The organism is Streptomyces sp. NBC_01506 (genome assembly GCF_045040295.1).
GTDB lineage: Bacteria > Actinomycetota > Actinomycetes > Streptomycetales > Streptomycetaceae > Streptomyces.
Genome location: NZ_CP109422.1, coordinates 1,072,495 through 1,099,467, shown reverse-complemented (window position 1 = coordinate 1,099,467; position 26,973 = coordinate 1,072,495). Strand labels below are relative to the sequence as shown.

General features: G+C 69.1%; 21 protein-coding genes. 6 read left to right on the top strand and 15 right to left on the bottom strand.

Features of this window, described 5'->3' with window-relative positions:
* Positions 1-56 precede the first annotated feature (56 nt).
* Positions 57-2,423: a discoidin domain-containing protein gene (locus OG329_RS04400; protein ID WP_405792980.1), complete on the bottom strand. Its 2,367-nt coding sequence runs from the start codon at positions 2,421-2,423 to the stop codon at positions 57-59.
* A gap of 384 nt (positions 2,424-2,807) precedes the next feature.
* On the opposite strand from OG329_RS04400, the gene OG329_RS04395 reads away from it, so the two are divergent.
* Positions 2,808-6,092, top strand: coding sequence for a family 78 glycoside hydrolase catalytic domain (locus OG329_RS04395; RefSeq protein ID WP_405792978.1), 3,285 nt, complete (start codon positions 2,808-2,810; stop codon positions 6,090-6,092).
* Positions 6,093-6,174: 82 nt separating this feature from the next.
* On the opposite strand, the gene OG329_RS04390 is transcribed toward OG329_RS04395, so the two are convergent.
* The 7 genes from OG329_RS04390 to OG329_RS04360 form a co-directional block, all read right to left on the bottom strand.
* Positions 6,175-7,212: a LacI family DNA-binding transcriptional regulator gene (locus OG329_RS04390; RefSeq protein ID WP_405792976.1), complete on the bottom strand. Its 1,038-nt coding sequence runs from the start codon at positions 7,210-7,212 to the stop codon at positions 6,175-6,177.
* On the bottom strand, positions 7,212-8,633 hold the full coding sequence (locus OG329_RS04385) for an arabinose isomerase (protein WP_405792975.1): 1,422 nt from the start codon (positions 8,631-8,633) through the stop codon (positions 7,212-7,214). The genes OG329_RS04390 and OG329_RS04385 overlap by 1 nt, the downstream gene beginning before the upstream one ends.
* Before the next feature lie 21 nt (positions 8,634-8,654).
* Positions 8,655-8,975, bottom strand: coding sequence for an L-rhamnose mutarotase (locus OG329_RS04380; RefSeq protein WP_405792973.1), 321 nt, complete (start codon positions 8,973-8,975; stop codon positions 8,655-8,657).
* A 9-nt stretch (positions 8,976-8,984) separates the two neighbouring features.
* On the bottom strand, positions 8,985-10,070 hold the full coding sequence (rhaS, locus tag OG329_RS04375) for a rhamnose ABC transporter substrate-binding protein (RefSeq protein WP_405792971.1): 1,086 nt from the start codon (positions 10,068-10,070) through the stop codon (positions 8,985-8,987).
* A 102-nt stretch (positions 10,071-10,172) separates the two neighbouring features.
* On the bottom strand, positions 10,173-11,183 hold the full coding sequence (locus OG329_RS04370) for an ABC transporter permease (RefSeq protein WP_405792969.1): 1,011 nt from the start codon (positions 11,181-11,183) through the stop codon (positions 10,173-10,175).
* Complete coding sequence (locus OG329_RS04365) at positions 11,180-12,241, bottom strand: ABC transporter permease (protein ID WP_405792967.1); 1,062 nt, start codon at positions 12,239-12,241, stop codon at positions 11,180-11,182. Before OG329_RS04365 ends, OG329_RS04370 begins: the two co-directional genes overlap by 4 nt.
* Positions 12,238-13,767 carry a sugar ABC transporter ATP-binding protein gene (locus tag OG329_RS04360; protein WP_405792965.1) on the bottom strand — a complete coding sequence of 510 codons (1,530 nt, stop codon included), beginning with the start codon at positions 13,765-13,767 and terminating at the stop codon, positions 12,238-12,240. Before OG329_RS04360 ends, OG329_RS04365 begins: the two co-directional genes overlap by 4 nt.
* Before the next feature lie 250 nt (positions 13,768-14,017).
* Between OG329_RS04360 and rhaI the strand changes: the two genes are divergently transcribed.
* Positions 14,018-15,187, top strand: coding sequence for an L-rhamnose isomerase (rhaI, locus tag OG329_RS04355; RefSeq protein ID WP_405792963.1), 1,170 nt, complete (start codon positions 14,018-14,020; stop codon positions 15,185-15,187).
* Positions 15,188-15,196: 9 nt separating this feature from the next.
* On the opposite strand, the gene OG329_RS04350 is transcribed toward rhaI, so the two are convergent.
* Complete coding sequence (locus tag OG329_RS04350) at positions 15,197-15,538, bottom strand: trypco2 family protein (RefSeq protein WP_405792961.1); 342 nt, start codon at positions 15,536-15,538, stop codon at positions 15,197-15,199.
* The gene (locus OG329_RS04345) at positions 15,535-18,600 is read right to left on the bottom strand and encodes an NACHT domain-containing protein (protein ID WP_405792959.1); all 3,066 of its coding nucleotides are present in this window, start codon (positions 18,598-18,600) and stop codon (positions 15,535-15,537) included. The genes OG329_RS04350 and OG329_RS04345 overlap by 4 nt, the downstream gene beginning before the upstream one ends.
* 179 nt (positions 18,601-18,779) lie before the next feature.
* On the opposite strand from OG329_RS04345, the gene OG329_RS04340 reads away from it, so the two are divergent.
* Positions 18,780-19,562: a cobalt-precorrin-6A reductase gene (locus tag OG329_RS04340; RefSeq protein WP_405792957.1), complete on the top strand. Its 783-nt coding sequence runs from the start codon at positions 18,780-18,782 to the stop codon at positions 19,560-19,562.
* Here the strand turns inward: OG329_RS04340 and cobF are convergent.
* Positions 19,531-20,295: a precorrin-6A synthase (deacetylating) gene (gene cobF / locus OG329_RS04335; RefSeq protein ID WP_405792955.1), complete on the bottom strand. Its 765-nt coding sequence runs from the start codon at positions 20,293-20,295 to the stop codon at positions 19,531-19,533. The two genes, OG329_RS04340 and cobF, sit on opposite strands and share 32 nt — an antisense overlap.
* A 132-nt stretch (positions 20,296-20,427) precedes the next feature.
* Between cobF and OG329_RS04330 the strand changes: the two genes are divergently transcribed.
* Genes OG329_RS04330 through OG329_RS04320 form a run of 3 tightly spaced genes read left to right on the top strand, consistent with a single transcriptional unit; the run spans position 20,428 to position 23,272 of the window.
* Positions 20,428-21,147, top strand: a complete 720-nt coding sequence (locus tag OG329_RS04330) for a (Fe-S)-binding protein (protein ID WP_405792953.1) — start codon at positions 20,428-20,430, stop codon at positions 21,145-21,147.
* Entirely contained in the window at positions 21,144-22,571 is a 1,428-nt protein-coding gene (locus OG329_RS04325; protein WP_405792951.1) for a LutB/LldF family L-lactate oxidation iron-sulfur protein, read from the top strand. Before OG329_RS04330 ends, OG329_RS04325 begins: the two co-directional genes overlap by 4 nt.
* Positions 22,568-23,272 carry a lactate utilization protein C gene (locus OG329_RS04320; protein ID WP_405792949.1) on the top strand — a complete coding sequence of 235 codons (705 nt, stop codon included), beginning with the start codon at positions 22,568-22,570 and terminating at the stop codon, positions 23,270-23,272. Before OG329_RS04325 ends, OG329_RS04320 begins: the two co-directional genes overlap by 4 nt.
* 38 nt (positions 23,273-23,310) lie before the next feature.
* On the opposite strand, the gene OG329_RS04315 is transcribed toward OG329_RS04320, so the two are convergent.
* From OG329_RS04315 to OG329_RS04300, 4 genes are all read right to left on the bottom strand, one after another.
* Positions 23,311-23,757 (bottom strand): hypothetical protein, encoded by a 447-nt coding sequence (locus OG329_RS04315; protein WP_405792947.1) that lies wholly within the window; start codon positions 23,755-23,757, stop codon positions 23,311-23,313.
* A gap of 157 nt (positions 23,758-23,914) precedes the next feature.
* On the bottom strand, positions 23,915-24,568 hold the full coding sequence (locus OG329_RS04310; protein WP_405792945.1) for a hypothetical protein: 654 nt from the start codon (positions 24,566-24,568) through the stop codon (positions 23,915-23,917).
* Positions 24,569-24,769: 201 nt separating this feature from the next.
* Complete coding sequence (locus OG329_RS04305) at positions 24,770-26,302, bottom strand: carotenoid oxygenase family protein (protein ID WP_405792943.1); 1,533 nt, start codon at positions 26,300-26,302, stop codon at positions 24,770-24,772.
* A gap of 140 nt (positions 26,303-26,442) precedes the next feature.
* Positions 26,443-26,925 carry a DUF309 domain-containing protein gene (locus OG329_RS04300; RefSeq protein WP_405792941.1) on the bottom strand — a complete coding sequence of 161 codons (483 nt, stop codon included), beginning with the start codon at positions 26,923-26,925 and terminating at the stop codon, positions 26,443-26,445.
* Positions 26,926-26,973 lie beyond the last annotated feature (48 nt).

Here is a 26,973-nt window from a genome sequence, read left to right as displayed (position 1 = left end):
CCACCGGGTCGGCGGGACGGTGCGCCGGTCGGTCCGGCGCACCACCCCGCCTCCCGTCAGTCGGCGTAGACCTCCAGTTCGGAGAGCTGCGCGGCCGGCCAGCCGGTGTTGCCGGTGACCGTGACCCGTACGTAGCGGGTCGCCGTACCGGGCAGGGTGACGGTGGCGGTATTGCCGCTCGACGGGTTGAAGGTGACCCCCGCCGATGCCTTGAGCGAGGTGTAGGCGGAGTTGTCGGTGCTGCCCGAGACGCCGAGTGTCTGGGTACGGGTCTGCCAGGCGGCGGCCGGTGGCAGCTTCAGCACCAGCCGGTCGACGTTCTTCGCCGCGCCGAGATCGACGGTGATGGACTGCGGGAAGGCGTTGTTGGTGCTCTCCCAGTAGGTGTCGGCGTTACCGTCCACGGCGTTGCCGGGGCCGTACGTCTGCGCCTGGCCGGTCGCGGTCACCGGACGGCCCTGGGCGAGGTTGGTACCGGGCGGGTCGGTCGGGTCCGGCGGGTCGGTCGGGTCACCGGGATCGATCGGGCCGCCGGGCACACCGCCGTTGGTCCACTGCGGTGCGGGCCACACACCGGTGCAGGCGGGCGGGTTGGAGTACCACCCGGAGTTCTGGCTGCCGACCTGGGTGATCTGGAATCCGGCGCCCACGCAGTTGTGGATCTTGTTGGACTGGGCGATGTTGGTGGCCTTGACGTTCTCGAACGTGGCCTTGCCCGGTGCCTGGATCTGGAGCGCGTAGGTGCCCGCGCCGTCGATCTTGACGTTCTTGAAGTTGAGCCCGTTCGTCGCGCCCTCGATCAGATGGATCGCGGCGTACGAACTGTCGAGGATCTCGGTGTCGGTGATGTTGATCGTGGCGTTGTTGATCGGCTCGTTGAGCCCGCTGAACCACACCGCGCCGACGCCGAACTGCCAGTTGTAGTCGTTGTTCCCGGCCCGGATGAGGGTGTTGCGCGCGGCGGTGTGGGTGCCCGAAACGGCCGTTCCCTGGCCGGAGTTGACGCCCGGATAGCGGTTGGCGATATGCAGGCCGCCACCGTTGGTGATGGTGTCCGACATGACGTTGTCGGAGATGGTGATGTCCTTGCCGCCGTACGTGACGATGTTGTTCGCCAGGATCGGCAGGATCACCGTGTTGAAGGTGAACTTGTTGTTGACGTTCGGGATGTTCTCCGCCCACATGGCCAGACCGTCGTCACCGGTGTTGCGGACGAAGGTGTTGGTGACGGTGGAGTTGGTGACGCCGTAGTGGAAGTTCACGCCGTCGGCCGTCTGGTCCAGGATGCGGCTGTTCTTGATGGTCAGGTTGTTCATCGGACCGTCCACCCAGGCACCGCACTTGGTGTGCTGCATCCAGATGTTGTCGATGACGGAGTTGGACAGTGCCCCACCGATGGCGTTGACCTGGTCGTTGTCCACGCGCTCACGGATGTCGCCGATGATGGCGAAGTCCTTGAGGGTGACGTCGGTGCTGCCGCCCTGGTTCGCGTACTTGCCGTAGACGCCCACCGCCTTGCTGCGGTCGGTGGGGTGACGGCCTTTGAGAACGCTGTACCAGGGTCCGGCCCCGGCCAGCGTCACCTTGTCGACCACGATGTGGTCGCGGATCTCGAAGTTGCCTGCGGGGATGTAGACGGTTCTGTTCTGCGCCTGCCCCGCCGCTACCGCCGCCTGGAACTTGGCGGTCGAGTCGGCCGCGCCCGAGGGGTCGGCGCCGAAGTCGGCCACGACGTCGAGCGCGCCGGCGGGCTTGGCCTTCGGCGCGTCCACCTGCTCGAAGTCGGCGAGGTCGATGGTGAACGTCGGTGACTGCGCGGTCGACGACACCTGGAGACGGACCTTGGTGCCGGTCGCCAGGGTCGAGCCGAACATGGTGCGCGTCTCGTCGTAGAAGTGGTGCGGATTGGTGTCGCCGGGGTTGTTGTTGAACGGGTAACCGCCGTAGTACCAGCCGTACTTGGAGGTCACGGGCACGCTCTTGAGCTGACTGCCGTTGACCCGCACGTCGATCCCGGCGTCCCGGCCGGTTCCCGCGGAGTTGTCGGGCAGCGAGTAGCGGAAGGTCATGGCGTTGGCCGGCTTGGTGAGGGTGAACTCCACGTACTCACCGACCGCGTCGAGCGTCACGGCCTGCCGCCCGGACGCCTCGGAGGGAAGCGATCCGTACAGCCGGTTGGGGCCGATCAGGGTGCCGTTGGTGGCGGCGTACTCGGCCTCGTGCTCCACGAAAGGCACGGTGGCGCCACGGCCGGGGATACCGATGGGTGAGGGGGCGGGGACTCCGGCAGCCACGGCTGCCGGAGCGGCGGACATGACGACGACGGCGGCCGTCCCGGCCACCGCCGTCGCGAGAGCCAGGGAGGCGGAGAGGGAGGCGGACAGGCCGCGGCGGAGCAGGCGGCGTCTTGGGGGAGGTGTCACAGATCTACGTCCTTGCGGCTCGGTGGGGACTCTGCGGACGCGAAAAGGGTAGGAGTGGTTCCGCAGGAAGTCTATGAATCTGCGCAAGAAATAGATGCTTGGTCAGAATTTCTGGGCGACCACTCCCACCGCATTCCCTGCATATATACGCAACTTGGTCGCGTTGTCGATCTCGTACAGAGTCAACACCGGTGATCGCGGCGGTACTTCACCGGATTTCGGATCATCATCCGGCCGCAAAACTCGGCCTGATCCCAGCAAGAAGCGAAGTCACGATGGCTCTCGCACCAGCCCCTTACGCACCTCTTGTGAGCCCTGCGGTATCGGCTCTACGATTCTTGACACGGGACATGAAACGATTCAATCAAAGGGGCGGGCATGGGCATGGGCTGGACACGCAGAGGGCTCCTGGGCACCTCCGTGGTGGGCGCGGGCGCCGGAATCGTCTCGCTCGCCGCAGGGCCGGCGGCCTCGGCCGCCACACTCGGAAAGGGTGACGAGGCCCTGGACAGCGACAGCGACGGCGACAGCGACAGGCTGCGCGTCGTCGCCGCGAAGGTGGAGTACGCCCAACACGTCCTCGGCACCGACAACCCCACCCCGCTGCTCTCCTGGGAGCTGACGGCCGGTGGCCACGGCGCCCGGCAGAGCGCGTACCAGATCAGGGCCGCCACCGACCCGCGCAACCTCGCCAAGGGCCGCCAACTCCTCTGGGACTCCGGCAAGGTGACCTCCGCGCGCGGAGTCGCCGTCCCCTACGCCGGGCCCGCGCTGCCGCCCCGTACCCGCTGTCACTGGCAGGTGCGTGTGTGGGACGGCGACGGCGACGTCTCGCGCTGGAGCACGGCAAGCTGGTGGGAGACCGCCCTCGGCGACGAGAAGTGGGGCGCCCGGTGGATCGGCGCCGACGCCGCCGCCGCGCCCCCCGGCTTCGACGGCGCCTCCTGGATCTGGTCCGAGGGCGCCACGACCGGCGATGCTCCCGCCGGACCGGCGTGGTTCCGCGCCGCCCTCGAACTCCCCGCGGGCGCCGACGTCGCACGCGCGACCGTCGTCGTCACCGCCGACGACGACTTCACGCTCCACCTCGACGGCACCGAAGTGGCACACGCCCCCCAGCAGCAGGACGGCTGGCGCACCGGCCGCAGCGCCGACGTGACCGCCGCCGTCAAGGGGGCCGGGCAGCGCGTCGTCCTGGCCGCCGTCGCCACCAATCGCGGCGGCGCCTCCGTCAACCCGGGCGGATTCCTCGCGCGGCTGATCGTGGAGACCACCGACGGGCAGGCCCGCGAACTCGTCACCTCCGGCAACTGGCGCACCGTCAGAAGCGAGCAACAGGGCTGGCAGCGTTCGGACTTCGACGACAGCGGCTGGTCGGCGGCCACCGTACTGGCCCCGTACGGCGAAGGCCCCTGGGGCGACGGCGTGTCCATCTCCGTACCCGAAGCGCCCGCGCCGCTGCTGCGCCGCGAGTTCGCCGTACGCAAGCCGGTCACCCGCGCCCGCCTCTACATCAGCGGACTCGCCTACTACGTCGCCGAGTTGAACGGCAAGCAGGTCGGCGAGCAGGTGCTCGACCCGGGCTTCACCGACTACGACGAGACCGTCATGTACGCCGTGCACGACGTGACGTCCCTGCTGCGCCGGGGAGACAACGCCATCGGCGTCACCCTCGGCCGCGGCTTCTACGGCATGACCACCCCCAACGTCTGGAACTGGCACCGGCCGCCGTGGCACGGCGAGCCCCGGCTGCTGTGCCGACTGGAGGCCGAACACCCGGACGGCACCCGCACCACCGTCGTGTCCGACACCGACTGGCGCATGACCGAGGGACCCACCCTCACCAACTCGCTCTACGCGGGCGAGACTTACGACGCCCGCCTGGCCCCCGCCAACTGGACACGACCGGGCTTCGACGACCGCGCCTGGCGCGCACCGGGCGCCCAACAGGCCCCGAAGGGCGCCCTGCGGGCGCAGCCGCACGACCCCATCGAGATCATCGACACCATCACACCCACCAAGATCAGCGAACTGCGTTCCGGTGTGTACGTGGTCGACATGGGCCGCACCACCGCCGGCTGGACCCGACTGACCGTCAAGGCACCCGCCGGGACGAAGATCTCACTCACCCACGGCGAGAAGCTCAAGGACGACGGCAGCGTCCACGCCGAGACCGGGCACGTCCCCGGCCGCTTCCAGCGCGACGACTACATCTGCGCGGGCGGCGGGAAGGCCGAGGTGTGGGAGCCGTCGTTCTCGTACAAGGGCTTCCGCTACGTCCAGATCGAGGGCCTGCCCACCCGGCCCGAGCCCGCCGACGTACTCGGCCGGACCGTGCACACCAAGGTGGACGAGGTCAGCGCGTTCTCGTGCTCCGAGCCGTTCTACGAGACGCTGGACAAGGCGATGCGGCGCACGCTGCTGAACAACCTGCACGGCATCCCGACCGACACCCCCATGTACGAGAAGAACGGCTGGACCGGCGACGCCCAGCTCGGCGCGCCCACCCTCGCGTACGCCTTCGACGTCCAGCGCTTCCTGGACAAGTGGCTGGACGATCTGAAAGACAGTCAGAACGCCGACGGACAACTGCCGGTGATCGTCCCGAGCGGCGGCTGGGGTTACGGCGACCTCGGCCCGTCACCCGAGTGGACCACGGTCTACCCGTTCCTGGTACGCGAGATGTACCGGGTGTACGGCGACGACCGCGTCGCCCGGCAGCACTGGCCGGTGCTGACCCGCTATCTGGACTGGGAGCTGGACCGTCTCGTGGACGGTCTCGCCATCACCGCCCTCGGCGACTATCTGCCGCCCGGCTACGGGGGCAACCCGCCCGAGGACACCCGGCTGACGGCCACCGCCTATCTGTACCGCGCCCTGGTGAACACCGCCGAGATGGGTGAACTGCTGGGCCACGACGACGTGTCGGAGCGCTACCGCACCGCCGCGGCCGGCCTCAAGGACGCCCTGAACGCGGAGTTCCTCAACGATGCCGGGCACTACAGCACCTCGAAGGACCCGGACTACCGGCAGACCTCCAACGCGATCCCGCTCGCCTTCGGCCTCGTCCCCGCCGGCGCCCGCGCCTCCGTCGTGGACAGCCTCGTCGCCGACATCACCGAACGCGGCAACCACCTCAACACCGGCGCGCTCGGCACCAGCGTGCTGCTGCGCGTCCTGTCCGCGCACGGCCACCCGGACATCGCCCATGCCATCGCCACCCAGCGCGGCTACCCGAGTTGGGGCTACTGGTTCGACAACGGCGCCGACACCATGTGGGAGATGTGGCACCTCGACTCCCGCTCCCGCGACCACTACTTCCAGGGCACCGTCACGCAGTGGCTGTACGAGAACGTCGCCGGTCTGCGCCCCGGTGACGACGGCTACCGCACCTTCACCGTCCGCCCCGACGCCCGCACCGGTGTCAGTTGGGCGCGCACGGCGATCCGTACGGTACGCGGACCGGCCTCGGTCGCCTGGTCCAAGGTGGGCCGTGACCTGCGGCTGACCGTGAAGGTGCCGGTCGGCTCGAGCGCGGAGGTCCATGTGCCGGCCGACCGGCGGGACAAGGTGACCGCGCCGAAGGGCGCGACGTATCTCCGTACGGAGCCCGGCTTCCAGATCTACCGCGCGGCCCACGGCGCATGGGACTTCGTGGCGCGCGGCTGACCCGGAGGCTGCCCTCGATCGCCGGACGGGCTTGAAACAGCCCGCCCGGCGATCGAGGACACAGGCGCATGGTGACGGAGCGTCAGCTCCGGTGCCCGCCGCCGGCGCGCGGCATCGAGGACTCCCGCACCACCAACTCCGGCTGAAGCACGATCCGTTGGTGCCGGTGCTCACCCGCCGACTCGCCCGTCTCCTCGATCAGCAGCTCCGCCGCCAGCCGCCCCATCTGCGCGGCCGGCTGTCGCACCGACGTCAGCGGCACGGCGGCTGCCGAAGCGAACTCGATGTCGTCGTACCCCACCAGCGCCATCTCGTCGGGGACGGCGACCCCCGCCCCGTACATCGACTGGAGCACCCCCAGAGCCAGCAGATCGTTCGCGCAGAACACCGCGCTCGGCCTGCTGTGCATCCCCAGCAGCCGCGCGCCGGAGTCACGTCCCGCCGACACGTCCAGCCGCTCCGCCTCCACCACCCGCAGCCGGTCGGCCGGCAGCCCGGCCTCCTCCAGCGCCAGCAGCGCGCCCGCCCGCCGGTCACGGCACTGCGACAGATGCAGCGGCCCGGACACGTACGCGATGTCGGTGTGCCCCTGGGCGAGGAGATGACGCATCGCGAGCGCCCCGCCGGTGACATCGTCCACGGACACCGAACAGCCCTCGTCGCTCGGCACCACCCGGTCCACGAAGACGAACGGGATGTCCTGGCGCCGGAAGGTCTCCAGATTCCGGCCGGTCTCGTCGGTCGGTGTGATCAGCACGCCGCGCACCCGCTGCTCGCTGAAGAGACCCAGATACTCGGCCTCCTCGCTGCTGCTCTGCGCGCTGTTGCAGAGCATCACCCCCAGCCCGGACCCCCGCGCCACCCGCTCGGCGCCGGTGGCCACGTCCACGAAGAAGGGGTTGGCCATGTCGAGCACCAGCAGCGCGATGATACGGCTGCGGCCCGCCCGCAGATGGCGGGCCGACTCACTGCGTACGTAGCCCAGCCGCTCGATGGTGGACAGCACTCTCGCCCGCGTCTCCTCGGCCACCGACTCCGGCCGGTTGATCACGTTCGACACCGTGCCGACAGAGACGCCCGCAACTCGGGCGACGTCCTTGATACCCACCGATTGCGCCATCAGTCAGTGACCTCCACCAGCTCCAGACCGCTCAGACCGCCCAGTGCGCGCAGCTCCGGAAGGATGTCGCCGGTGGCGAGCGCCCAGTGGTGTCCCACTCCGCTCGCACTCCACGCGTCGGTCCACTCGCCCGGGTCGCGGCCGAAGTCGACACGCGAGGTGGTGTTGCCGATTTCCAGCAGCGGGCCTTCGACCACCTTACCCACCGCGGCGACCAGCCTGTAGCGACCGTCCCTGGACTGGCCGAGTCCTACCAGTGTGACCGGCCCCTGCCGTACATCGCACTCCACGGACACGCCCCAGCCGCGCTTGCCGTGGTAGACACCGAGCCCGCGCAGCACCGGGCGGCGCGCGCAGACGGTCGGATTGGCCGGTCCGTCGTGGCCCATCTCGACCACACCGTCGCGGAAGTTCAGCGCCTGGAGCTCGGTGAAGGTGCCACCCGCGCCCAGCCGGTCCGTGATCAGCATCGCGAGTGACGTGCGCAGCTCGTACTCCCCGCAGGTGGGGACGCCACGCGCGGTCAGCAGCGAGGAACCGAGGATCATGCCCGCGCCGAGGCGTTCGTGGATCTCACCCTCCAGACCCCGGTGGTAGTACGCCAGCGAGTCGAGCCCGAAATCGTCCACCAGCCGGTCGAGACCGACCGACACCCTGGCCGCCCACAGCAGGTCCTCCTCGACCACGGAGTCCGCGATCTCGAACGCGGCGTGGGTGGCGGCCAGCTTGGCCGCCACCGCCGTGTCGTCGGCCTTCAAGGCCCGTACGCGCAGATCGTCGAACTCCAGGACCTCCACATGGCCGCCGAGATTCGCCGGCACCATCGTCAGATCCGTCGACACGTCGTACATGCCCGGATACAGATGGCCCATCAGACCGTGCCGGCCGGTGCGCAGCACGCCACGTACCCCGGCGGCCTTGATCCACCGGCCGATCCGCTCCCACGCCCGCTCGTCCTCCAGATACCCGGAGACGGAGCGGAAGGGCACCCCGACCCGTTCGAAGGCGTTCGCCATCTCCGGCAGGGGACAGGCGCCGCAGTACGCCAGCCACTCACCGGTGCCGAACGCCGCGTGGTCCATCGCCTCGGTGGGCTGGAGATTGATGAGCAGCACCGGCGCGCCGCTGCGCTGGGCGACGGGCACCAGCATGGTGGCCGTCATATAGGTGGTGAGGAAGCCGACGATCAGATCGCAGTCGGCGGCGCGCAGCTTCTCGGCCGCCGCCGCGCCCTCCTCGGCGTCGGAGATGAATCCGACGTCCACCACCTCGGCGTCGAACTCGGTCAGACGGTCCGTCACCCGCTGTGCGGAGCACTTGAGTTGGGGAAGTAGATTGGGGAACTGGGGCCAGTACGCGCCGAGTCCGCCGGAGACAAGACCGATGCGGGGGCGGCGAGGGGTGGTGGTCGGTGCGGTCATGGTGCTGCGCTCACTCTCTGTTCAGTCGAGATGGAAGATCTCGGTGAGCGGCACCATCGCGTCGTCCGGTCCCGCCCCCTCCAGCGCCTCGAAGTACGGCGCCATCTCCGCCTGCCAGCGGGCGTTGACGTCCGTCGCCGCCATCGCGGCCCGCGCGGCGGCGAAGTCGTCGGTCTCCAGATAGCCGACCAACAGCCCGTCGTCGCGCAGAAAGAGCGAGTAGTCGCGCCAGCCCGCGGCGCCGAGTGCCGCGAGCATGTCGGGCCAGACGGCCCGGTGACGCTCGCGGTACTCGGCCAGCCGCCGCTGTCTCACCTTCAGTACAAAGCACACACGGGGCATGGGGGGACCTCAGAAGTCGAAGTCGCCGATGTTCTTGGCGTCGAAGACCGTGGGCGGGCCGAGAATGACCTCACCGTCCTTGCCGACCGTGTACTCGCCCAGGTCACCGGCCTGGAACCGCTCGCCCTCGGCCCCGGTGATCTGCCCGGACGCCAGGGCCGCCGCCGCGTACGTACCGAGGTAGCCCAGCTCCTTCGGGTTCCACAGCGAGAACTGGTCGAGCGTGCCGTTCTCGATGTACTCGCGCATCTGGTTCGGTGTGCCGAGGCCGTTGAGGACGACCTTCCCCTTGTAGGAGGAGTCGCTGATGTAGCGTGCCGCGGCGGCGATGCCGACCGTCGTCGGCGAGATGATGCCCTTCAGGTTCGGATACGCCTTGAGGAGCCCCTGCGTCTCCTGGAACGACTTCTGGTCGTCGTCGTCCCCGTACGCGACCTTGACGAGCTTCATGTCCTTGTAGGCGGGCTTCGTCAGCTCGTCCTTCATGAACTCGATCCAGGTGTTCTGGTTCGTCGCGTTCTGCGTGGCCGACAGGATCGCGATCTCGCCCTTGTTGCCGAGCTGCTTGGCGATGTTGCGGACCTGGCTGCGGCCGATCTCTTCGGAGCTGGCCTGGTTGATGAAGAGTTGACGGCAGTCCTTCGCGGTGTCGGAGTCGTACGCGACGACCTTGATGTCCTGCTTCATGGCCTGCTTGAGCGGGCCGCACACCGCGTTGGGGTCGTTGGCCGCGATCAGGATCGCGTCCTGCTTCTGCTGGATCAGGGTGTTGATGTACGACACCTGCGAGGACGCGTTCGCGGTGGAAGGACCGACCTCCTTGCCGGTGGCGCCGATGTCCCCGGCCGCCGCGATGCCCGCGTCGTCGACGATCTTCTCGTACGGGTTGTTGATCTGCTTGGGCAGAAAGGCGATCTTCAGGCCCTTCTTGAGCGGGGCGTCCGGATTCGCCTTGGCGTTGTCCGACGTGGCCGGGCCGTCCTCCTTGACGGAGTCCTTGGTGGTTCCCGAGCAGCCGGTCACGGCGAGCGTCAGGGCGCAGAGCGCGGCGGACGCGGCGACGGCGCGGTGTCGGGTACGGGCTTGCGACAGCATGGTGGATGCCTTTCGGGAGGGTCGGAAAAGGGAAGTCGGAGCCATAAGTCGGAGCCGTAAGTCGGAGCCGTAAGTCGGAGCGCGGAAGTCGGAGGGCGGAAGTCAGAGCGCGGCGGAGACCGGGACGGATTCCTCCGCCGCCTTGCGCCGGTGCCGGCGCTCCGTGAGCACGGCGATGATCCGGGGCGTCAGCACGGACGTGACGAGCAGCAGACCGGTGACGATCACCTGGATCTCGTTGGAGATGTCGTTGAGGGTCAGCAGATTCGTGAGAAGCCCGATCAGCAGCACACCCGCGACAGCGCCGCCCAGCGTGCCCTTGCCGCCGTCGAAGTCGACGCCGCCGAGCAACACCGAGGCGATGACGACCAGTTCGAGACCGAGCCCGTTGTCGGCGCGCGCGCTGCCGTAACGCAGGGTGTAGACGATCCCGGCGAACGACGCGACGAGACCCGACACCACGAACAGCACCAGCTTGAGCCGCTTGACGCGGATGCCGGCGAACCACGCGGCGTCCTCCTGGGCGCCGATCGCGAACAGCGAACGGCCGAAGCCCGTGCAGTGCAGGGCGATCGCCGTGACGACGGCCAGCACGGCGAACAGCGCGACCGGATACGGGACGAACGTGCCGGGCACCGTCTCCGTATACGCCGCGTACTTGGCGTACGTCTGAGGGAAGTCGGCCACCGCCTCGTCGCCGAGGATGACCGACGCCAGCCCCCGGTACAGCGTGAGCGTGCCGATGGTGACGGCCAGCGACGGCAGCCCGACCCGGGTGACGAGCCAGCCGTTCAGCAGCCCGCCGACGGCACCCGCCAACAGACAGATGGGCACGATCAGTTCGAAGGCGAAGCCCGCCTGCCACAGCGAACCGGCGAGCGCGCTCGACAGCCCCAGCATCGAGGCGACGGAGAGATCGACCTGCCCGGCGACCACCAGCAGGGTCATCGGCAGCGCGATCAGTGCGATCTCCGACACATCACCGAGCGCGGCCGAGAGATTGTCCGTGTTGGCGAACCCCTCCGTGGTGCCACTGCCGGCGAGGAAGACCGCGATCAGCAGAATCCCGACGGCCGTGTCCCAGCGCAGATACTTCGTGAGTGCGGTCGTCATCGTCGGCTCCTCTTCCTGAGCGCGCTGGTGGTACGCACCTGCAAGACGCGGTCGGTGGTGATGGCCGCGAGCAGCAGCACACCCGTGATGGCCTGCTGCCAGAAGGAGTCGACCTTGAGGACGACGAGCGCGCTGCCGATGGTGGTGAGCAGCAGCGCGCCGAGCGCCGCGCCCCAGACGCTGCCCGTGCCGCCCGTGATGGCGACGCCGCCGACGACGACGGCGCTGACGACGGTCAGCTCCCAGCCGTTGGCCGCGTCCGCGACGACGGTGCCGAAGCGGGCGAGCCACAGCGCGCCGGCGAAGCCCGCGATCGCGCCGGAGAACGCGTAGGCGGCCAGGATCCGGCGCCGTACGGGAATCCCCGCCAGTTGTGCGGCGTCCGGGCTCGACCCGATCGCGTACAGCTCACGTCCGCTGCGGTACGTACGCAGGAAGTAGCCGGTCGCGGCCAGTACGGCGGCGGAGATCAGCGGCAGATACGGAATGCCGAGGACACTGTCGGAGCCGAGCGCGAGCACGCCGTCGGGCACGTTGACCGCGTTGATCTGCTCGCCGTGCGCCCAGGCGTGGTCGATGCCCTGGATGATGTAGAGCATGCCGAGCGTCACCACGAGCGCGGGCACCCGGCCGAAGCTGACGAGCGCGCCGCTGACCAGTCCGCAGACGGTGCCGAGGGCGATGCCGAGCAGGACGACGGTGAGCGCGCTGTGGTCGGTGCCGGAGACGAAGTTGCCGCACGCGAAGGCCGTGAGTCCGACGACCGAGCCGACCGACAGGTCGATGTTGCGGGTGATCACGACGACGGACTGACCGACGGCGAGCAGGACCAGGATCGAGGAGTTGAGAAGCAGGTCCTTGATGCCCTGGTCGTCCAGGAAGCCGGGGTTGGCGATCCAGGTACCGAGGATCAGCAGCGCGAGCGCGCCGCCGATCGCGATCTCCCGGGCACGGAAGACGGCGTCCACGAGTGACCGGGCCGACCGGCGTTCGTCGGCGGGGGCGGAGGCGGGGGCTTGTGGGGTCCCCGGGTCGGGCTTGCCGAGGGTGGTGGTCATGGCGTCGGCTCCTTTGCCGCCGTACGTCCGGTGGCCGCGGCCATCACGGTCTCCTCCGTCGCCCGCTCACGGGGTATCTCGGCGGTGAGCCGTCCTTCGTGCATCACGAGGATCCGGTCGGCCATGCGCAGCACCTCGGGGAGATCGGACGACACCATCAGGACGGCGAGTCCGTCCGCGGCCAGGGACGAGAGCAGCCGGTGGACCTCGGCCTTCGTACCGACGTCGATGCCGCGCGTGGGCTCGTCCACGATGAGTACGGCCGGATCGGTCGCCAGCCACTTCGCGAGGACGACCTTCTGCTGATTGCCGCCGGACAGGACGGACACCGGATCGGTCAGCTTGTTGTACTTGAGCTGGAGTTTCACCGCCCAGTCGGCGGCGCGCCCGCGTTCGAGCGCCCGGCTGACCAGTCCGCGGCGGCGCACACCGCGCAGCCCGGTCAGACCGATGTTCCGTTCGATGGACATCTCCATGACCAGTCCGCGCAGCCGCCGGTCCTCGGGGACGAGCGCGAGCCCGGCGTCCATCGCGGCGGTCGGTGAACCGGCGGGCAGGACACGGCCGTCGACCTTCACCTCGCCCGCGTCCGAGCGGTCCACGCCGAAGACGGCCTGCGCGACTTCGCTGCGTCCCGCGCCGACGAGTCCGGCCAGGGCGACGATCTCACCGCGCCGTACCTCGAACGAGACGTCCGTGAAGACACCTTCGCGGGTCAGCCGGCTCACGGACAGCGCCGTCGAGCCGGGCTCGGCCGCCGCCTTGGGATACAGATCGTCCAGATCGCGGCCGACCATACGGCGCACGAGGTCGTCCTCGGTGAGCCCGTCGAGCGGTTCGGAGGCGACAAGGCGGCCGTCGCGCAGCGTGGTGACGTGCGAGCAGAGGCCGAAGATCTCCTCCAGCCGGTGCGAGATGAACAGCACGGCGGCACCCTCCGCCCGCAACGTCCGTACGACGGTGAAGAGTCGGGCGGTCTCGCCGCCGGTGAGCGCGGCCGTGGGCTCGTCCATGATCAGGACGCGCGCGTCGAAGGAGAGCGCCTTGGCGATCTCCACGATCTGCTGGTCCGCGATGGACAGTCCGCGCGCGGGGCGCTGCGGATCGAGCGCCACCCCGAGCCTGCTCATCAGTGCGGCCGTCGCGCGGTGGACGGCCTTGCGGTCGATACGTCCGGCTGAGCGCCGGGGCTGGCGACCCATGAAGATGTTCTCGGCGATGGAGAGATCGGGGAAGAGTGTCGGCTCCTGATAGATGACGGCGATCCCGGCGTCCCGGGCGTCGGCGGGCCCGTGGAAGACGACGCGTTCCCCGGCGAGCAGTATGTCTCCCTCGTCGGGACGGTGGACTGCGGCGAGGGTTTTGATGAGGGTGGACTTGCCCGCACCGTTCTCACCGGCCAGGGCGTGGATCTCACCGGGCCGCAGATCCAGGGAGACGTCGTGCAGGGCCCGTACGGCTCCGAAGGATTTGGAGACTCCCCTCAGCGCCAGGACAGGGGCCGGGCCCTTGTCGGGCTTTTCCATGGCGGGCTCCTCGGCGGGGCTGTGTGGACAGCGGTGTCAGTGACTCACTCATGAAAGGATTCAACTTTTCCGGAAGCTAGACGGGTGGAGCGGTTCGCGTCAATGGGCGTGCACAGGAAACCCTCGTCCGTTCGGTGGGGAGGGGTGATACCTCAACGGTGGTCGAGTCGGGGCCTTGACAGGCTGGTTGGCCCAGCTCATCATCGGCCTTGATGAATCGATTCATGGTCTGCGAATGGAGCGTTGAGAGATGACGAGCCGATCCGACATCTCCGCTGTGCGGGCGGTCCTCGCGACTCAGGCCGTCGAGACGCCGTCCTGGGCGTACGGCAACAGCGGGACCCGGTTCAAGGTCTTCGCCCGGCCCGGAGTCCCCCGTACCCCCGAGGAGAAACTGGACGACGCGGCCCGCGTACACGCCCACACCGGCGTCGCGCCCACCGTCGCGCTCCACATCCCCTGGGACAAGGTCCCCGACTACGGCGCACTCGCCGCGTACGCCCGAGAGCGCGGCGTGCGGCTCGGCACGGTCAACGCCAATGTGTTCCAGGACGACGACTACAAGCTCGGCAGCGTCTGCCACCCGGACGCGACGGTGCGCCGCAAGGCACTCGGGCACCTGATGGAGTGCGTCGACATCATGGACGCGACGGGGTCACGGGACCTCAAGTTGTGGTTCTCCGACGGCACCAACTACCCGGGTCAGGACGACATCCGCGCTCGCCAGGACCGGCTCTCCGAGGCGCTGGCGGCCGTGTACGAACGGCTGGGCGACGACCAGCGGATGCTGCTGGAGTACAAACTCTTCGAGCCCGCCTTCTACGCCACCGATGTCCCCGACTGGGGCACGGCGTACGCCCACTGTCTGCGCCTCGGCGAGAAGGCCCAGGTCGTCGTGGACACCGGGCACCACGCTCCCGGCACGAACATCGAGTTCATCGTCGCGATCCTGCTGCGGGAGGGAAAGCTCGGCGGCTTCGACTTCAACTCCCGCTTCTACGCGGACGACGACCTGATGGCCGGCGCCGCCGACCCGTTCCAACTCTTCCGGATCATGTACGAGGTGATCCGGGGCGGCGGCTTCACCCCGGACATCGCCTTCATGCTCGACCAGTGCCACAACATCGAGGAGAAGGTCCCCGCGGTCATCCGCTCGGTGATGAACGTCCAGGAAGCCACGGCGAAGGCCCTGTTGGTGGACGCCGAGGCCCTGGCCGCCGCCCAGCGGGACGGCGACGTCCTGGCGGCGAACGCGGCGCTGATGGACGCCTACAACACGGACGTACGCCCGCTGGTGGCCGAGGTCCGCGCCGAACTGGGCGCGGACGCGGACCCGGTGGAGGCGTACCACGCGTCGGGTTACGGGAAGCGGATCGTGGCGGAGCGGGTGGGCGGGGAACAGGCGGGGTGGGGTGCGTAATCGGGCTCTCTATTCGCCCGTACCGAAAGCGGAGATGTCGGCGTCGGGCCCGTCGTTGCCGATCTCCCAGTCTCCGCCGGTCCGGGCGTTCTTGGGCTTCAGCGTGAACGCCACCTTGTGGGTGTGCGCCGAGCCGCGCCCGGTGTCGGCGTCGGCGGAGAGCACCCATGCTTTGACGCCGCCGCTGACACGGGAGTCGTGGCGTAGCTCGACGGCGAACTCCATCTGGATCTCGCCCACATCGAAGCGGAGGTCCTGGCCGGCGCCGTGCGTGGCGGCGGCCATGAGCTGGTCGCGGATGACCTGGACGGCTTGGGTGAGGTCGATGCGGGGGAGGTCGGCGGGGGTCATGAAGGGGCCTGTTCGGATTCGTGGCGGATGGACAAGAGGTGATCACCCTTGATACGTACGGTTCTACCCGGATTACGGAGTCTGATCTCGGGAACCCAGGTCAGAGCCGAGAGGTCCACGGTGACGTCGGCGCGCTCGTCCACCTCCAGATTCAGGAACAGCACTCGCAGGTTCGGGAACAGCTCGCGGAGTCGGCCGGCGTCGGTGTCCCGCTCGATCCGTGGGACGAGGCGGAGTTGAGTGATGGACGGAAGAGGGGGCAGGCTGGCGGGCAGGGCCAGGATGCCCGTCTCGGAGGAGCTGCTGGTCGTGCCGAGCGTGAGTGTGCGGAGGTTCGTGAGGGCATCGAGCCCGGACAGCGTGTGTGAGAAACGCAGGCCGTGCAGTCTGAGTTGTGACAGGCCGAGTTGTGCCAGGCCGCTGTAGTCGTCTACCTCATGACATGCCACCAAGTTCAGATAGGTCAACAAGGTGGCCCTGTCGCCGAGTGCCCTGAGATTCTTCAGCCGCTCGTTGTCGACGACATCGACCCGGCCGGCCCCCACCGCTCCGGTGGCGCTCGCCATCTCTTCGGGACTCAAGTCGCCGAAGAACGAGACTTCGGGCACGGCCCCCACGAGGTGCAGAGCGGCGAGCTGTTCCGCGGTGTGGACGAAGATGCGCACGTCAGTGACGTCGGTGCGGGAAAGCACGAGTTCGGCGAAAGCTCTCGCCTCGAAGGACTGCCAGGCGTGGGCGAGTTCGGCCCTGATGTCGTGCGCCTGGTGCTCCGCGTACGTGCCAAGCAGATGCAACGCGTGATCGCCGCCGATCATTCGAGCGGTCGTCACCACGGCCGTCGCTTCGTCGTCCGACAGCCCCTCGGGGCCCGGCAGCAGATCCAGCACGAGAGGGCCGACGTAGGACAACCACTCCGCCTCGTCACTGTTCGTCGGCGGGATCAGCGCGGCGGCCCGCTGTTCCACTTCGGCGCGGACCCTCGGATCGAGACTCGTCGCGTGCTCCAGACTGGCGGCGGCCAGCAGATGGATCCGGACCTTGATGTCGTGGGAGGACTCGGGAACCTCATCTCCCTTGGCCACGAGCTGCTTCAGTAATGCCGCCCGTTCAGTGTCCCTGGCGTGGCCGACAGCCATCCAGACGATGTCCTCCCACTGGGGCTCGTGGGCGTGCGCGGCGATCATGTTGATGTCCTGGGCCTCGACGGCCGCCCGTGCCCCTAGATAGTCCAGAAACGTCCGATGAATGAAGTCCACCGTGCCGGCCGTAGGCGCCCGCAGGACGCCGCTTCGGTGCAGCAGGAAGCGGAAGACCCGTGGGGCGTCCTCGGGTGCCGCGACCTGTGGCATGGCCGGCAGGATGCGGGAGACCAGCGCGATCACGTCCTTCTGCTCCGCCTCCACGATCCCGTTGCGGATCATCCAGTACGCGATCTCCTGGAGGATTTTCTGCTGCCCTTCCTCGGAGACCGTCAGACCCTCCGGCTCCCCGATCGCCCGTTCGTGGTCGCGCCGGACCAGGAGCATCGTCAAAGCCGCTCCGTACAGCTTCATCCTGCTGTCGGGCAGGAACCCCCGCCGGTCGCGGTGCAGCGCGCAGATCATCGCGCACATGAGGGGGTTGGTGGCGAGCCGGGCCAAGTCCTGCTTGCGGGGCAGGGTGGAGAACAACTGCGCCTCGTACGCTTCGAGTTCGGCTCGCTCGGACGCGCGCGAGGTGACCGAGCGTGCCGCGTGGTGCCAGCGCCGTACGAACGCGGTGACGTCCCCATGGTTCATGGGCAGCAACTGGAACTCGGTGAATTCCTTGCGGTTCAGCCACCCGTCGTCCACCGCCGTCGGCCGGGTGGTCACCACCACTGCCGTGCGCGGATAGGCGGCGAGCAGCTTGAGCAGCCACTCCTTCGTCCGCGCGCGGTCCGCCTCCGGCATCTCGTCCACGCCGTCAACGAGAAGCAGTCCGCGCCCTTCCGTGAGTACCTCGTCCATCCACCCTTCGGGTGGGCTCAGCGGATGCCCTGCCGCACTGAGGAATTCCGCCGGAGCGGGCAGCGCCGCGCCGCGTACCAGGGTGCGCAGGGGCAGGACGACGGGGATATGTCCAGCGAGGTGGGCGAGCGACCCACCGAAGGAGTCCCGCGCGGCGTTCACGGCCAGCCACTGCACGAGGGTGGTCTTGCCGGACCCGGCCGCGCCGCGCAGCAGCACGCGCCGCCGGTCCCGCAGGGCGGTCTCGACCCGGCCGCGCTCGGAAGCCTCGCCCTCCCCGCCTTCTCCGTGGCCATGGACGAGTTCGAGACTGAGGTAGGCGGAGTCGAGCGGCCACTGGGCGTGTTCGGACCGGCTGAAGTCGAGGCCGAAGATGCTCAGTTCGCCGAATGTCTCCGCGATATAGGCGCGGTACCGGTCCTCGAACTCGGCCGAGTGGTGCGGGGTTTGGCGCACCAGGGTGAAGTGCATGGACTTGCCGAAGTTGACTCGGTAGACGTCGGCGAAGGTGGTCCCGGAGAACAGCTTGAACAGGGGTACCGCGTTGAGCCGGCCGTGCTGCCAGCCTGCGGAGTCTTTGGTCACCACGCCAATGAGGCGTCCGTGGGCGAAGACCGGCGCGCCGGACATCCCGGCCCACGGTGAGTCCCCGTCGTTCCGCACCGCCGGGGGAGTACCGGTCCCCTCCAAGACGTACTCGCCGCGCACGCTCCCTGAACCCGGCTTGATCGTGCCGAGGAACTGCTCGGTGTCCAGCTTCTGGCCGCCGTACCGCTGCACTTGGGGATATCCGAGGGCATAGCAGTCCAACAGCGGGGCGATACCGCCGACGCGGCCGAACCGGTTGGACTGGAACGCCCTCGCGGCCTCGGCGGTCACCAGGTTCTCGTCCGCGATGAGCAGGGCCGCGTCGCCCTCCTGGGCGCTACCGGCCCACAAGATCCGGCAGAGTACAAGGCCGCGCCCACCCGGCACGACGACGGTCGTTCTCACGTTCTCGTTCACGAGATGCCGCGCGGTGAGGACCACGCGCGGGGAGAGCAGATAACCGCTTCCCTGTGTGATCCCGAACACGACTGCGATGCGGTGCTTGATGACCCCTGGCCCTCCCGATCAACGACGGCGCCTGACCCGTCGCCGTTCCCGAAGTGCCATGCTATGACGGCCCGTTGAGGACATGACCCCAGATGGGCGCCCCGGCAGCCGAGTCCCACCACACCCCACTGCACCCACCACCCCGTAACCTCCCTCATATGCCCGATGACCTGCGCGTGCTGATCCTCGGAGGCACCGCCGAAGCCCGGCACCTGGCTGACGCGCTCGCCGCCGAAGCCCCCCACGTGCGTGTCACCACCTCACTCGCCGGGCGCGTCACCAACCCCGGCACCCCCGCGGCCGGGGACGTCCGTGTCGGCGGCTTCGGTGGGCCCGACGCGCTCGCCGCGTGGCTCCGTGCGCACCGTATCGACGTCCTCGTGGACGCCACGCACCCCTTCGCCGCCACCATCAGCACCCACGCCGCCCGGGCGGTGGCTGCCTCCGCCACCGACCTGTTCGCGCTGCGCCGCCCCGGTTGGCCCGCCCACCCACAAGACCGCCGCCACCCCGCCCGCTCGCTCGCGGACGCCGCCGCGCGACTTCCCGCGCTCGGGACCCGGGTCTTCCTCACCACCGGCCGCCAGGGTCTCGCCGCCTTCGCGGGCCCCGAACTGGACGGGCTGCACTTCGTCGTACGTACGGTGGAACCGCCCGAGCCGCCCCTGCCACGCAGCACGCACATCCTGCTCGACCGGGGCCCGTACACCGTCGAAGGCGAGCGGGCGCTGCTGCTCGAACACCGCGTCGACGTCCTCGTCACCAAGGACAGTGGGGGATCGGCCACCGCCGCGAAACTCACCGCCGCCCGTGAACTCGGCCTGCCCGTGGTGATGGTCGAACGGCCACCCGCGCCTGAGGGTGTACCGCACGTACCCGACGTACGCACCGCACTCGCCCGGTTGGGGCTCAGTCCCGACGCAGCAGATACGTGTCCATGATCCAGCCCTTGCGGGCGCGCGCCTCCGCCCGTAGCTCCACGATCCGGTCCGCGACCTCCGACAGCCGCCCCGACACCAGGATCTCGTCCGCGGTCCCGACGTACGCGCCCCAGTGGATGACCGGGTCCTCCGCCAGGTAGTGGCGGAACGACTGATGTCCGTCCAGCATCACCACCACGTCGTCCACCCCCTCCGGCCACGCCTGTGCCAGCCGCCGGCCCGTGGTGATCTGCACCGGGCGCGCCACCCGGTTCAGCCCCGTGCGGTGCTTGGCGAGCAGGGCCGAGACGCTGCTGATGCCGGGGATCACCTCGTGCTCGAAGCCGACCGTGCCGCGCGCCAGGATCTCGTCCAGGATGCCGAGCGTGGAGTCGTACAGCGCGGGATCGCCCCACACCAGGAACGCCCCCACCTGGTCCTCGCCCAGCTCGTCGGTGATCATCCGCTCGTAGATGTCGGCGCGCCGGCTGCGCCAGTCGCCGACCGCGGGGGAGTAGTCGGCGCCGCCGGCCGTCCGGTCGCGGTCCGGATCGCGGGCCTCGACCAGCCGGTAGTCCCGGCCGTCCGTGATGTGCTCGGCGAGGATGTCGTGCCGCAGTCGGATCAGGTCCGCCTTCGCCTCGCCCTTGTCGAGGAGGAAGAACACGTCCACCCGGTTCAGTGCCTTGACCGCCTGGAGGGTCAGTTGATCCGGGTCGCCCGCGCCGATGCCGATCACAAGAATCTGTCTCACCGGGCCGAGTCTGCCTCATGGGTCTGCCTCATGGGTCTGCCTCGTGGGGCCGAGCACCGCCCCAGCCCGTCGATACATCGGATGTCTGCGCGGGTCTTACGTTCGCCGCAGGGCACCGCATATGCTCCGGCCATGCGTGTCGCACTCTTCGTCACCTGCGTCAACGACGCGGTGTATCCGTCCACCGGGATCGCGACCGTGCGGCTCCTCGAACGCCTCGGAGTGGAGGTCGACTTCCCCGAGGCACAGACCTGTTGCGGCCAGCCCCAGTTCAACACCGGCTACCGCAAGGAGACCGAGCCGCTCGTACGCCGCACGGCCGCCGCCTTCGAGGGGTACGAGTACGTGGTGACCCCCTCGGGATCCTGTGCCGCGATGGTCAGGCAGCACTACCCGAAGATCGGCGACGCCTCCGCCGCCTCCCTGGCCACCCGCACCTACGAGCTGACCGAATTCCTCGTCGACGTCCTCGAAGTGACCGACGTCGGCGCCTACTTCCCGCACACGGTGACCTATCACCCGTCCTGCCACGGCCTGCGCCTCCTCGGCCTCGGGGACAGACCCCGCCGACTGCTCGAGGCCGTCGAAGGACTGGAGCTGCGCGAACTGCCCGGCGCCGACGAATGCTGCGGATTCGGCGGCACCTTCGCCGTCAAGAACGCTGACGTATCCACCGCCATGGGCCAGGACAAGGTCAGCAACGCCGTCTCCACCGGCGCCGACGTCCTGTGCGGCGCCGACAACTCCTGTCTGATGCACATCGAGGGCGTCCTGCGCCGGGAGGAAGCGCCGCTGCGCGCCCTGCATCTCGCCGACATTCTGGCGAGCACCCGAGAGGAGCCCCTCGTATGAGCGGGACGTTCGTCGGTATGCCGTCCTTCCCGCAGGCGGCCAAGGAGGCCGTGCACAACAAGACCCTGCGCGGCAATCTGCGTCACGCCACCCACACCATCCGCGACAAGCGCGCCAAGGCGGTGGCCGAACTCGCCGACTGGGCCGAGCTGCGCGAGGCCGGGAAGCAGATCAAAGACCACACGCTGCGCCATCTCGACCGCTATCTCGTCCAGTTGGAGACCCGGGTCACCGAGGCGGGCGGCACCGTCCACTGGGCGGCCGACGCCGACGAGGCCAATCGGATCGTCACCGATCTGGTCAAGGCCACCGGCGAGAGCGAGGTCGTCAAGGTCAAGTCCATGGCCACCCAGGAGATCGGCCTCAACGAGGCCCTGGAGGCCGAGGGCATCGCGGCGTACGAGACCGACCTCGCCGAACTGATCGTCCAGCTCGGCGACGACCGGCCCTCTCACATCCTCGTCCCCGCCATCCACCGCAACCGCGCCGAGATCCGCGACATCTTCCGCGAGAAGATGGCCGACTGGGGGCGCGCCGCGCCCGACGGGCTCTCCGACATCCCGGCGGATCTCGCCGAGGCCGCGCGGCTCCATCTCCGGGAGAAGTTCCTGCGGGCGAAGGTCGGGATCTCCGGCGCCAACTTCATGGTCGCCGAGACCGGCACGCTCGTGGTCTTCGAGTCCGAGGGCAACGGCCGGATGTGTCTGACGCTGCCCGAGACACTGATCTCCGTGGTGGGCATCGAGAAGGTGGTGCCGAGCTGGCGGGATCTGGAGGTGTTTCTCCAGACGTTGCCGCGCTCGTCGACGGCCGAGCGGATGAACCCGTACACCTCGACGTGGACGGGCACCGCCGACGGCGACGGGCCGCAGACCTTCCACCTCGTCCTGCTCGACAACGGCCGCACCGACACCCTCGCCGACGAGGTCGGCCGCCAGGCGCTGCGCTGCATCCGCTGCTCGGCCTGTCTCAATGTCTGCCCGGTGTACGAGCGGGCCGGCGGGCACGCGTACGGCTCCGTCTACCCGGGGCCGATCGGCGCGATCCTCAGCCCCCAACTCCGGGGCACGCAGAGCGAGATCGACGCCTCGCTGCCGTACGCGTCGTCGCTGTGCGGTGCCTGTTACGAGGTGTGCCCGGTCGCGATCGACATCCCCGAGGTGCTGGTCCACCTGCGGGAGCGGGTCGCCGACCAGGGCGGCAAGGGCCACCGGCTCGAGAAGGCCGCGATGAAGGCGGCGGGCTGGGTGTTCGGACATCCCGGCGTACTGGGGGCGGGGGAGCGGGTCGCGTCGAAGACCCGCAGACTGCACCCGTCGAAGCTGCCCGGCGCGGGGGCGTGGACGCGGGGCAGGGAGCTGCCGCAGATGCCGGCGGAGCCGTTCCGCGACTGGTGGAAGAAGAACCGGAAGAAGCCCTCATGAGCACCGACCCGGCAGCCGCCACCCCCCGATCGGGCTCGGGCTCGGGATCCGGTTCCGGTTCCGGCTCGGGCTCGGGCTCCGGCTCACGCGAGCGCATCCTGGCGCGGGTCCGCGCCGCCGTCGCCGACGCGCCCGACGCCCCCGAGGTCACGCGCGACTATCTCGACACGCACACCCCCGACGCCGGCATGGTCGACCTGCTGCACGAGAACCTGGCCGACTACCGGGCCGTCGTCCACCGCACCGACTCCGCCGGGCTGGCGGAGCTGCTGACGCGTCTGCTGGCCGAGCACGGTTCCCGCACGGTGCTGGTCCCGCCGGGTCTGCCACCGTGGTGGCTCGCCTCCGCCGATCCGACCCGGATCCACGACCGGGAGGCGTCCACCGCAAAGGAGTTGGACGAGGTCGACAGCGTCGTCACCGGCTGCGCGGTGGCCATCGCGGAGACCGGCACGATCGTGCTGGACGGCGGCCCTGACCAGGGCAGGCGCCGTATCTCCCTCGTACCCGACCACCACATCTGTGTGGTCCTGGCGCCGGAACAGGTCGTCGCGTCCGTACCGCAGGCGATGCCGCGCCTCGACCCGACCCGGCCACTGACCTGGATCTCGGGCCCTTCGGCCACCAGCGACATCGAACTGGACCGGGTGGAGGGCGTGCACGGCCCGCGCACGCTGGAGGTCGTCCTGGTCGAGGACTGACCTTTCCTCACCGCACCAATGGGAACTGCACGAAAGCCTCAGCCATGGCGGACCCATGAGCTGAACTCGTCGGCGAGGCCGGGCGGGTTGGCGGCCTCGGTCTGCCGGGCGATCGCCTCGTAGTACTCCAGCTCGTGGACGATTACCGGCACAGTGCGGCCGGCGGATCTTTCGATGACGCTGGTCGCACGGAGGGTTCGGGCGAGCTGGCAGCAGGTCTGGTTGAAGCGGGCCTCGATCTGCGCGGCGAGTGGCCCGACGACTGAATCCCGGTCGGCGAGGTCCGTCGGCTCGTCGTACCGAAGTCCGAGGCCGCTGATCCACTCCAGGCGAGCTGCGGCCCCGGCGGGGTCGCTGGTCAGGTCGCCGACCACAGTCAGCTCGTTCTGGATCCAGAAGGCGTAGTTCCAGCGGGCTTCTGCCTGGTCAGAGGCGTCCTGGATGCTGCGCCTGGCCTGAGTTCCCGTGTTGTAGCCGATCGTCAAGGTCGGCTGACGAGGGTCGTCGTTCTCGTTGTCGATGAAGAAGGAGACAGCGTAGATGTGTCGTCGTCGGCTGCCGGGATGGATGCGAGGGCACTCTCAGCGAGATGCTGGAGGTGATCGTTGAACGTCATGGTCGGCGGGGTCCTGTCGGTCGGGGTCATGACTCCCACCGATCGCGGTACTCGATATGGATCTCGCGCGCGTCGCCGAGAACGCCGTCGTTGGAGTGAAGCTCCGTGCAGAAGTGCGGGTAGCTCGGATGGACGGGGACGTATCCCGGGCCCTTTCGGGCGACGTCGAAGAAGTGCCGGGCAGTGTCCCGGAACAGCTTCGCGCTGCCGGTCATGAACAGGGTCTCGGCGTGGAGATGCTGGTGGAACAGATCCCGGTTCTCCTGGTAGTGCCGTGCCTCGTGATCAATCACGGCTTCGTCGGTGCGTCCTTGGCCGGGCAGCGTCACGGTCTGCGGACGCCCCGGGCCGAGCCGTCCTCGTATTTCCTTCCAGCGTGAAGGTGCGAACTGGAGCGAGTGGTGCAGCAGCACGAGATCTAGCTGTCGTGTGCCGGCTTCTGGCAGCTCGCGGGAGGGTCCACGGTTCCTCCGCATCGGCAGGTGGACCAACGAGCGCGGTGAAGTGGCAGCGAGCTTCCAGAGACCGCCGATTCGCCTCGCGGCGTCCTGATCGAGGTAGGCGTCCAGGTGCCGATCGTGGTCGATGAGCACTGCGTGGACCAGGGGTCGGGCGGGTCGGATGACCTTGAACTCCATTGCTCCGAGGCGTGCTTGGTGGATGGCGATGGGTAGCTTCACTGGTTCTCCGGTTCACGGCGGCTGACATCGGCGGCGTAAGCGGCCCAGTCGCCGGCTGATGCCTTCTGCCATTGGACGGCGACTTGGATGTGGACACCGAGGCCTCCTGGCGAGGATCAGGCAACAACGATATTCCCGAATCGAGCCGGTCAACGAGTCCGTGCAGTCAACTGACCGGGACGGCGCCCCCGCCGCCGCCCGTCACGCGTCGGGCACCCAACTCCCGTGGAATCCCAGGGGCACCCGGCCCGGCAGATGGATACGTGCGACCGGTCGTCCGGTGAAGTCCTGCGCCGACAGGATGACGAGGTCGGACGCGCCGCGCTCCGGATTGTGGACGTAGGCGAGCGTGTAGCCGTCGTCCTCCGCCGACGCCGAGCGGGACGGCACGAAGACCGCCTCCGACGTCGCCGCCCCCTTCGGGAAGCGGTGCACCTGGCTCGTGCCCCGGAACAGGTCGTGCTTGATCAGCTCGTTGCTGAACGAGCCGTCCGGCGGCACGCCGTCCACCGTGCCGTACGCCGTCCACATCTCGGCGGCCGCCGCCGAGTAGGCGTACCGGTGACGGTGCGCGATCAGTGACTCGTTGACGCGCGGGAACTCCTGCGGCCGGTCGTCGACCCGCTGGTACCGGACCCGCCCCTGGGTGAGGTCGATGGTCCAGCGGTCCAGGGACGGGGTCCCGTCCACCGAGGGTCCGCCGTTGCCACGGCCCGCGACATACATGGGCGCGGGCATGGACGTGAAGTCGATGACGATCCGGTCGCCGTCGTCGTAGGCGTTGAGAGTGTGCGAGTAGTAGAGCGGATCGACCTCGAACCAGCGCACCGGGCCGCCGGTGCGGCGCATGACACCGAGCCGCATGGGATGACGCTTGTTCCAGACGTACGGCACGAGGGCGCCGGACTCGGCGCCCGCCATGTCGAACGTGATCGGCACGTCCACGATGACCACATGACGTTCCGTCAGGGCGAAGTCGTGCATCATGGGCGCGTCCGCCACCTGGATCTTCGTCACGCGTACCACCTTGCCGGTGCGGTCGATCACCAGATGCCGCACATGGTCCCACGTCGGGTAGTACGAGATCGCGTGCAACTCGTCAGCCCTGGCGTCGTACTTGGTGTGAGCGGTGAACGCGCCCTCGAGCGTGGCGCGGAAGTCGTACGGGCGCACGGTGTTCAGCTCGCCGTCGAGTTCGTACGGCAGCGGCCCGCTCTCCTGGAGCGCGAGGATGCGGCCCTTGTACGGGATGACATGGGTGTTGGCGGGGAAGTCGTCCGGCGGGACCTCGCCCGGGTAGGGCTCACCCAGCTTCTTGGCCACGGAGGCCGAGCGGACCCAGCGGTTGCGGTACCACTCGGCGCGGCCGTTGCGCAGCCGGACACCGTGGACCATGCCGTCGCCCTGCATCCAGTGGTGGGCCCGTGGGTCCTCCAGGCCCAGCACGTTCGGTCCGGTCCGCAGGTAACGGCCGTCGAGTTCCTTGGGTACGCGGCCGGTGACCGGCAGATCGAAGGCGGTCAGCTCCTCGGTGACCGGCGTGAACGCGCCCTGGAGGAAGGGGTGTTGGACACCGCCACCCTGGGCGCCCGCCCCCACGACAGTGCCGCCCACACCGCGGGCGGCGGCCTGGGCCACCGCCGGGTTCCCGCCGGCACCGTACGCGCCCACCACACTTCCCGCAGCTACGACCGCCGCGCCCCGCAACACCCTGCGCCGTGTGTGACCACTCATCGCACTGTCTCCCCTGTTTCCGTCTGTTTCCGACAAGGAAGATCCTGCTGCGGATCACGGCGCGAGTCAGGAGAGGTGAGGACCGAACGACGGTGTACCTGGCCCCCCTGTCCGGGAGTTCACCCACCGCCCCCAGGCCCTCAGGAGTGGCCGGGCCGGAGCAGGCGCGGGGCCTCGGCTGCCGCGTCCACCGTGGCGGCGTCGATCCGTTCCGCCAGCTCACGGGCCCACGAGGTCAGTGCGCGGACATCGATCCCGTACGGCGCCTCGTACCCGGAAATCCGCTCGGCACCCCGCAGCAGCAGCCGCGCCCCGCCCGTCGAATTGCCCCGGGCGGCGTGCGTCAGCCCCACCGCGAGCTGTGCCATCCCGCGCCACAGCGCCTCCTCGTCGGCGGGGCCGGACTTCCACGCGTCCTCGAACACCTCGTGCGCGTGGAACGGCATGCCCGCGTCGAGCAGCCGCTGGGCCTCCCGCAACGTCTCGGCGGGCGCCCGTACCACCCCCTCGGGCTGCCGCTCGACCCCGGCCTCCCCGTAAGGCAACGGCCGCCCCAGCCCATCCCTCGGCCGCGCGTTCCGCGCCCGCCCTTCGATGTCTCGATCCCGCCGGTTCCGCGTCATGCCCCGATTGTCTCCCCACCCCTCTCCAGCCCCGCCCACCCCACGACG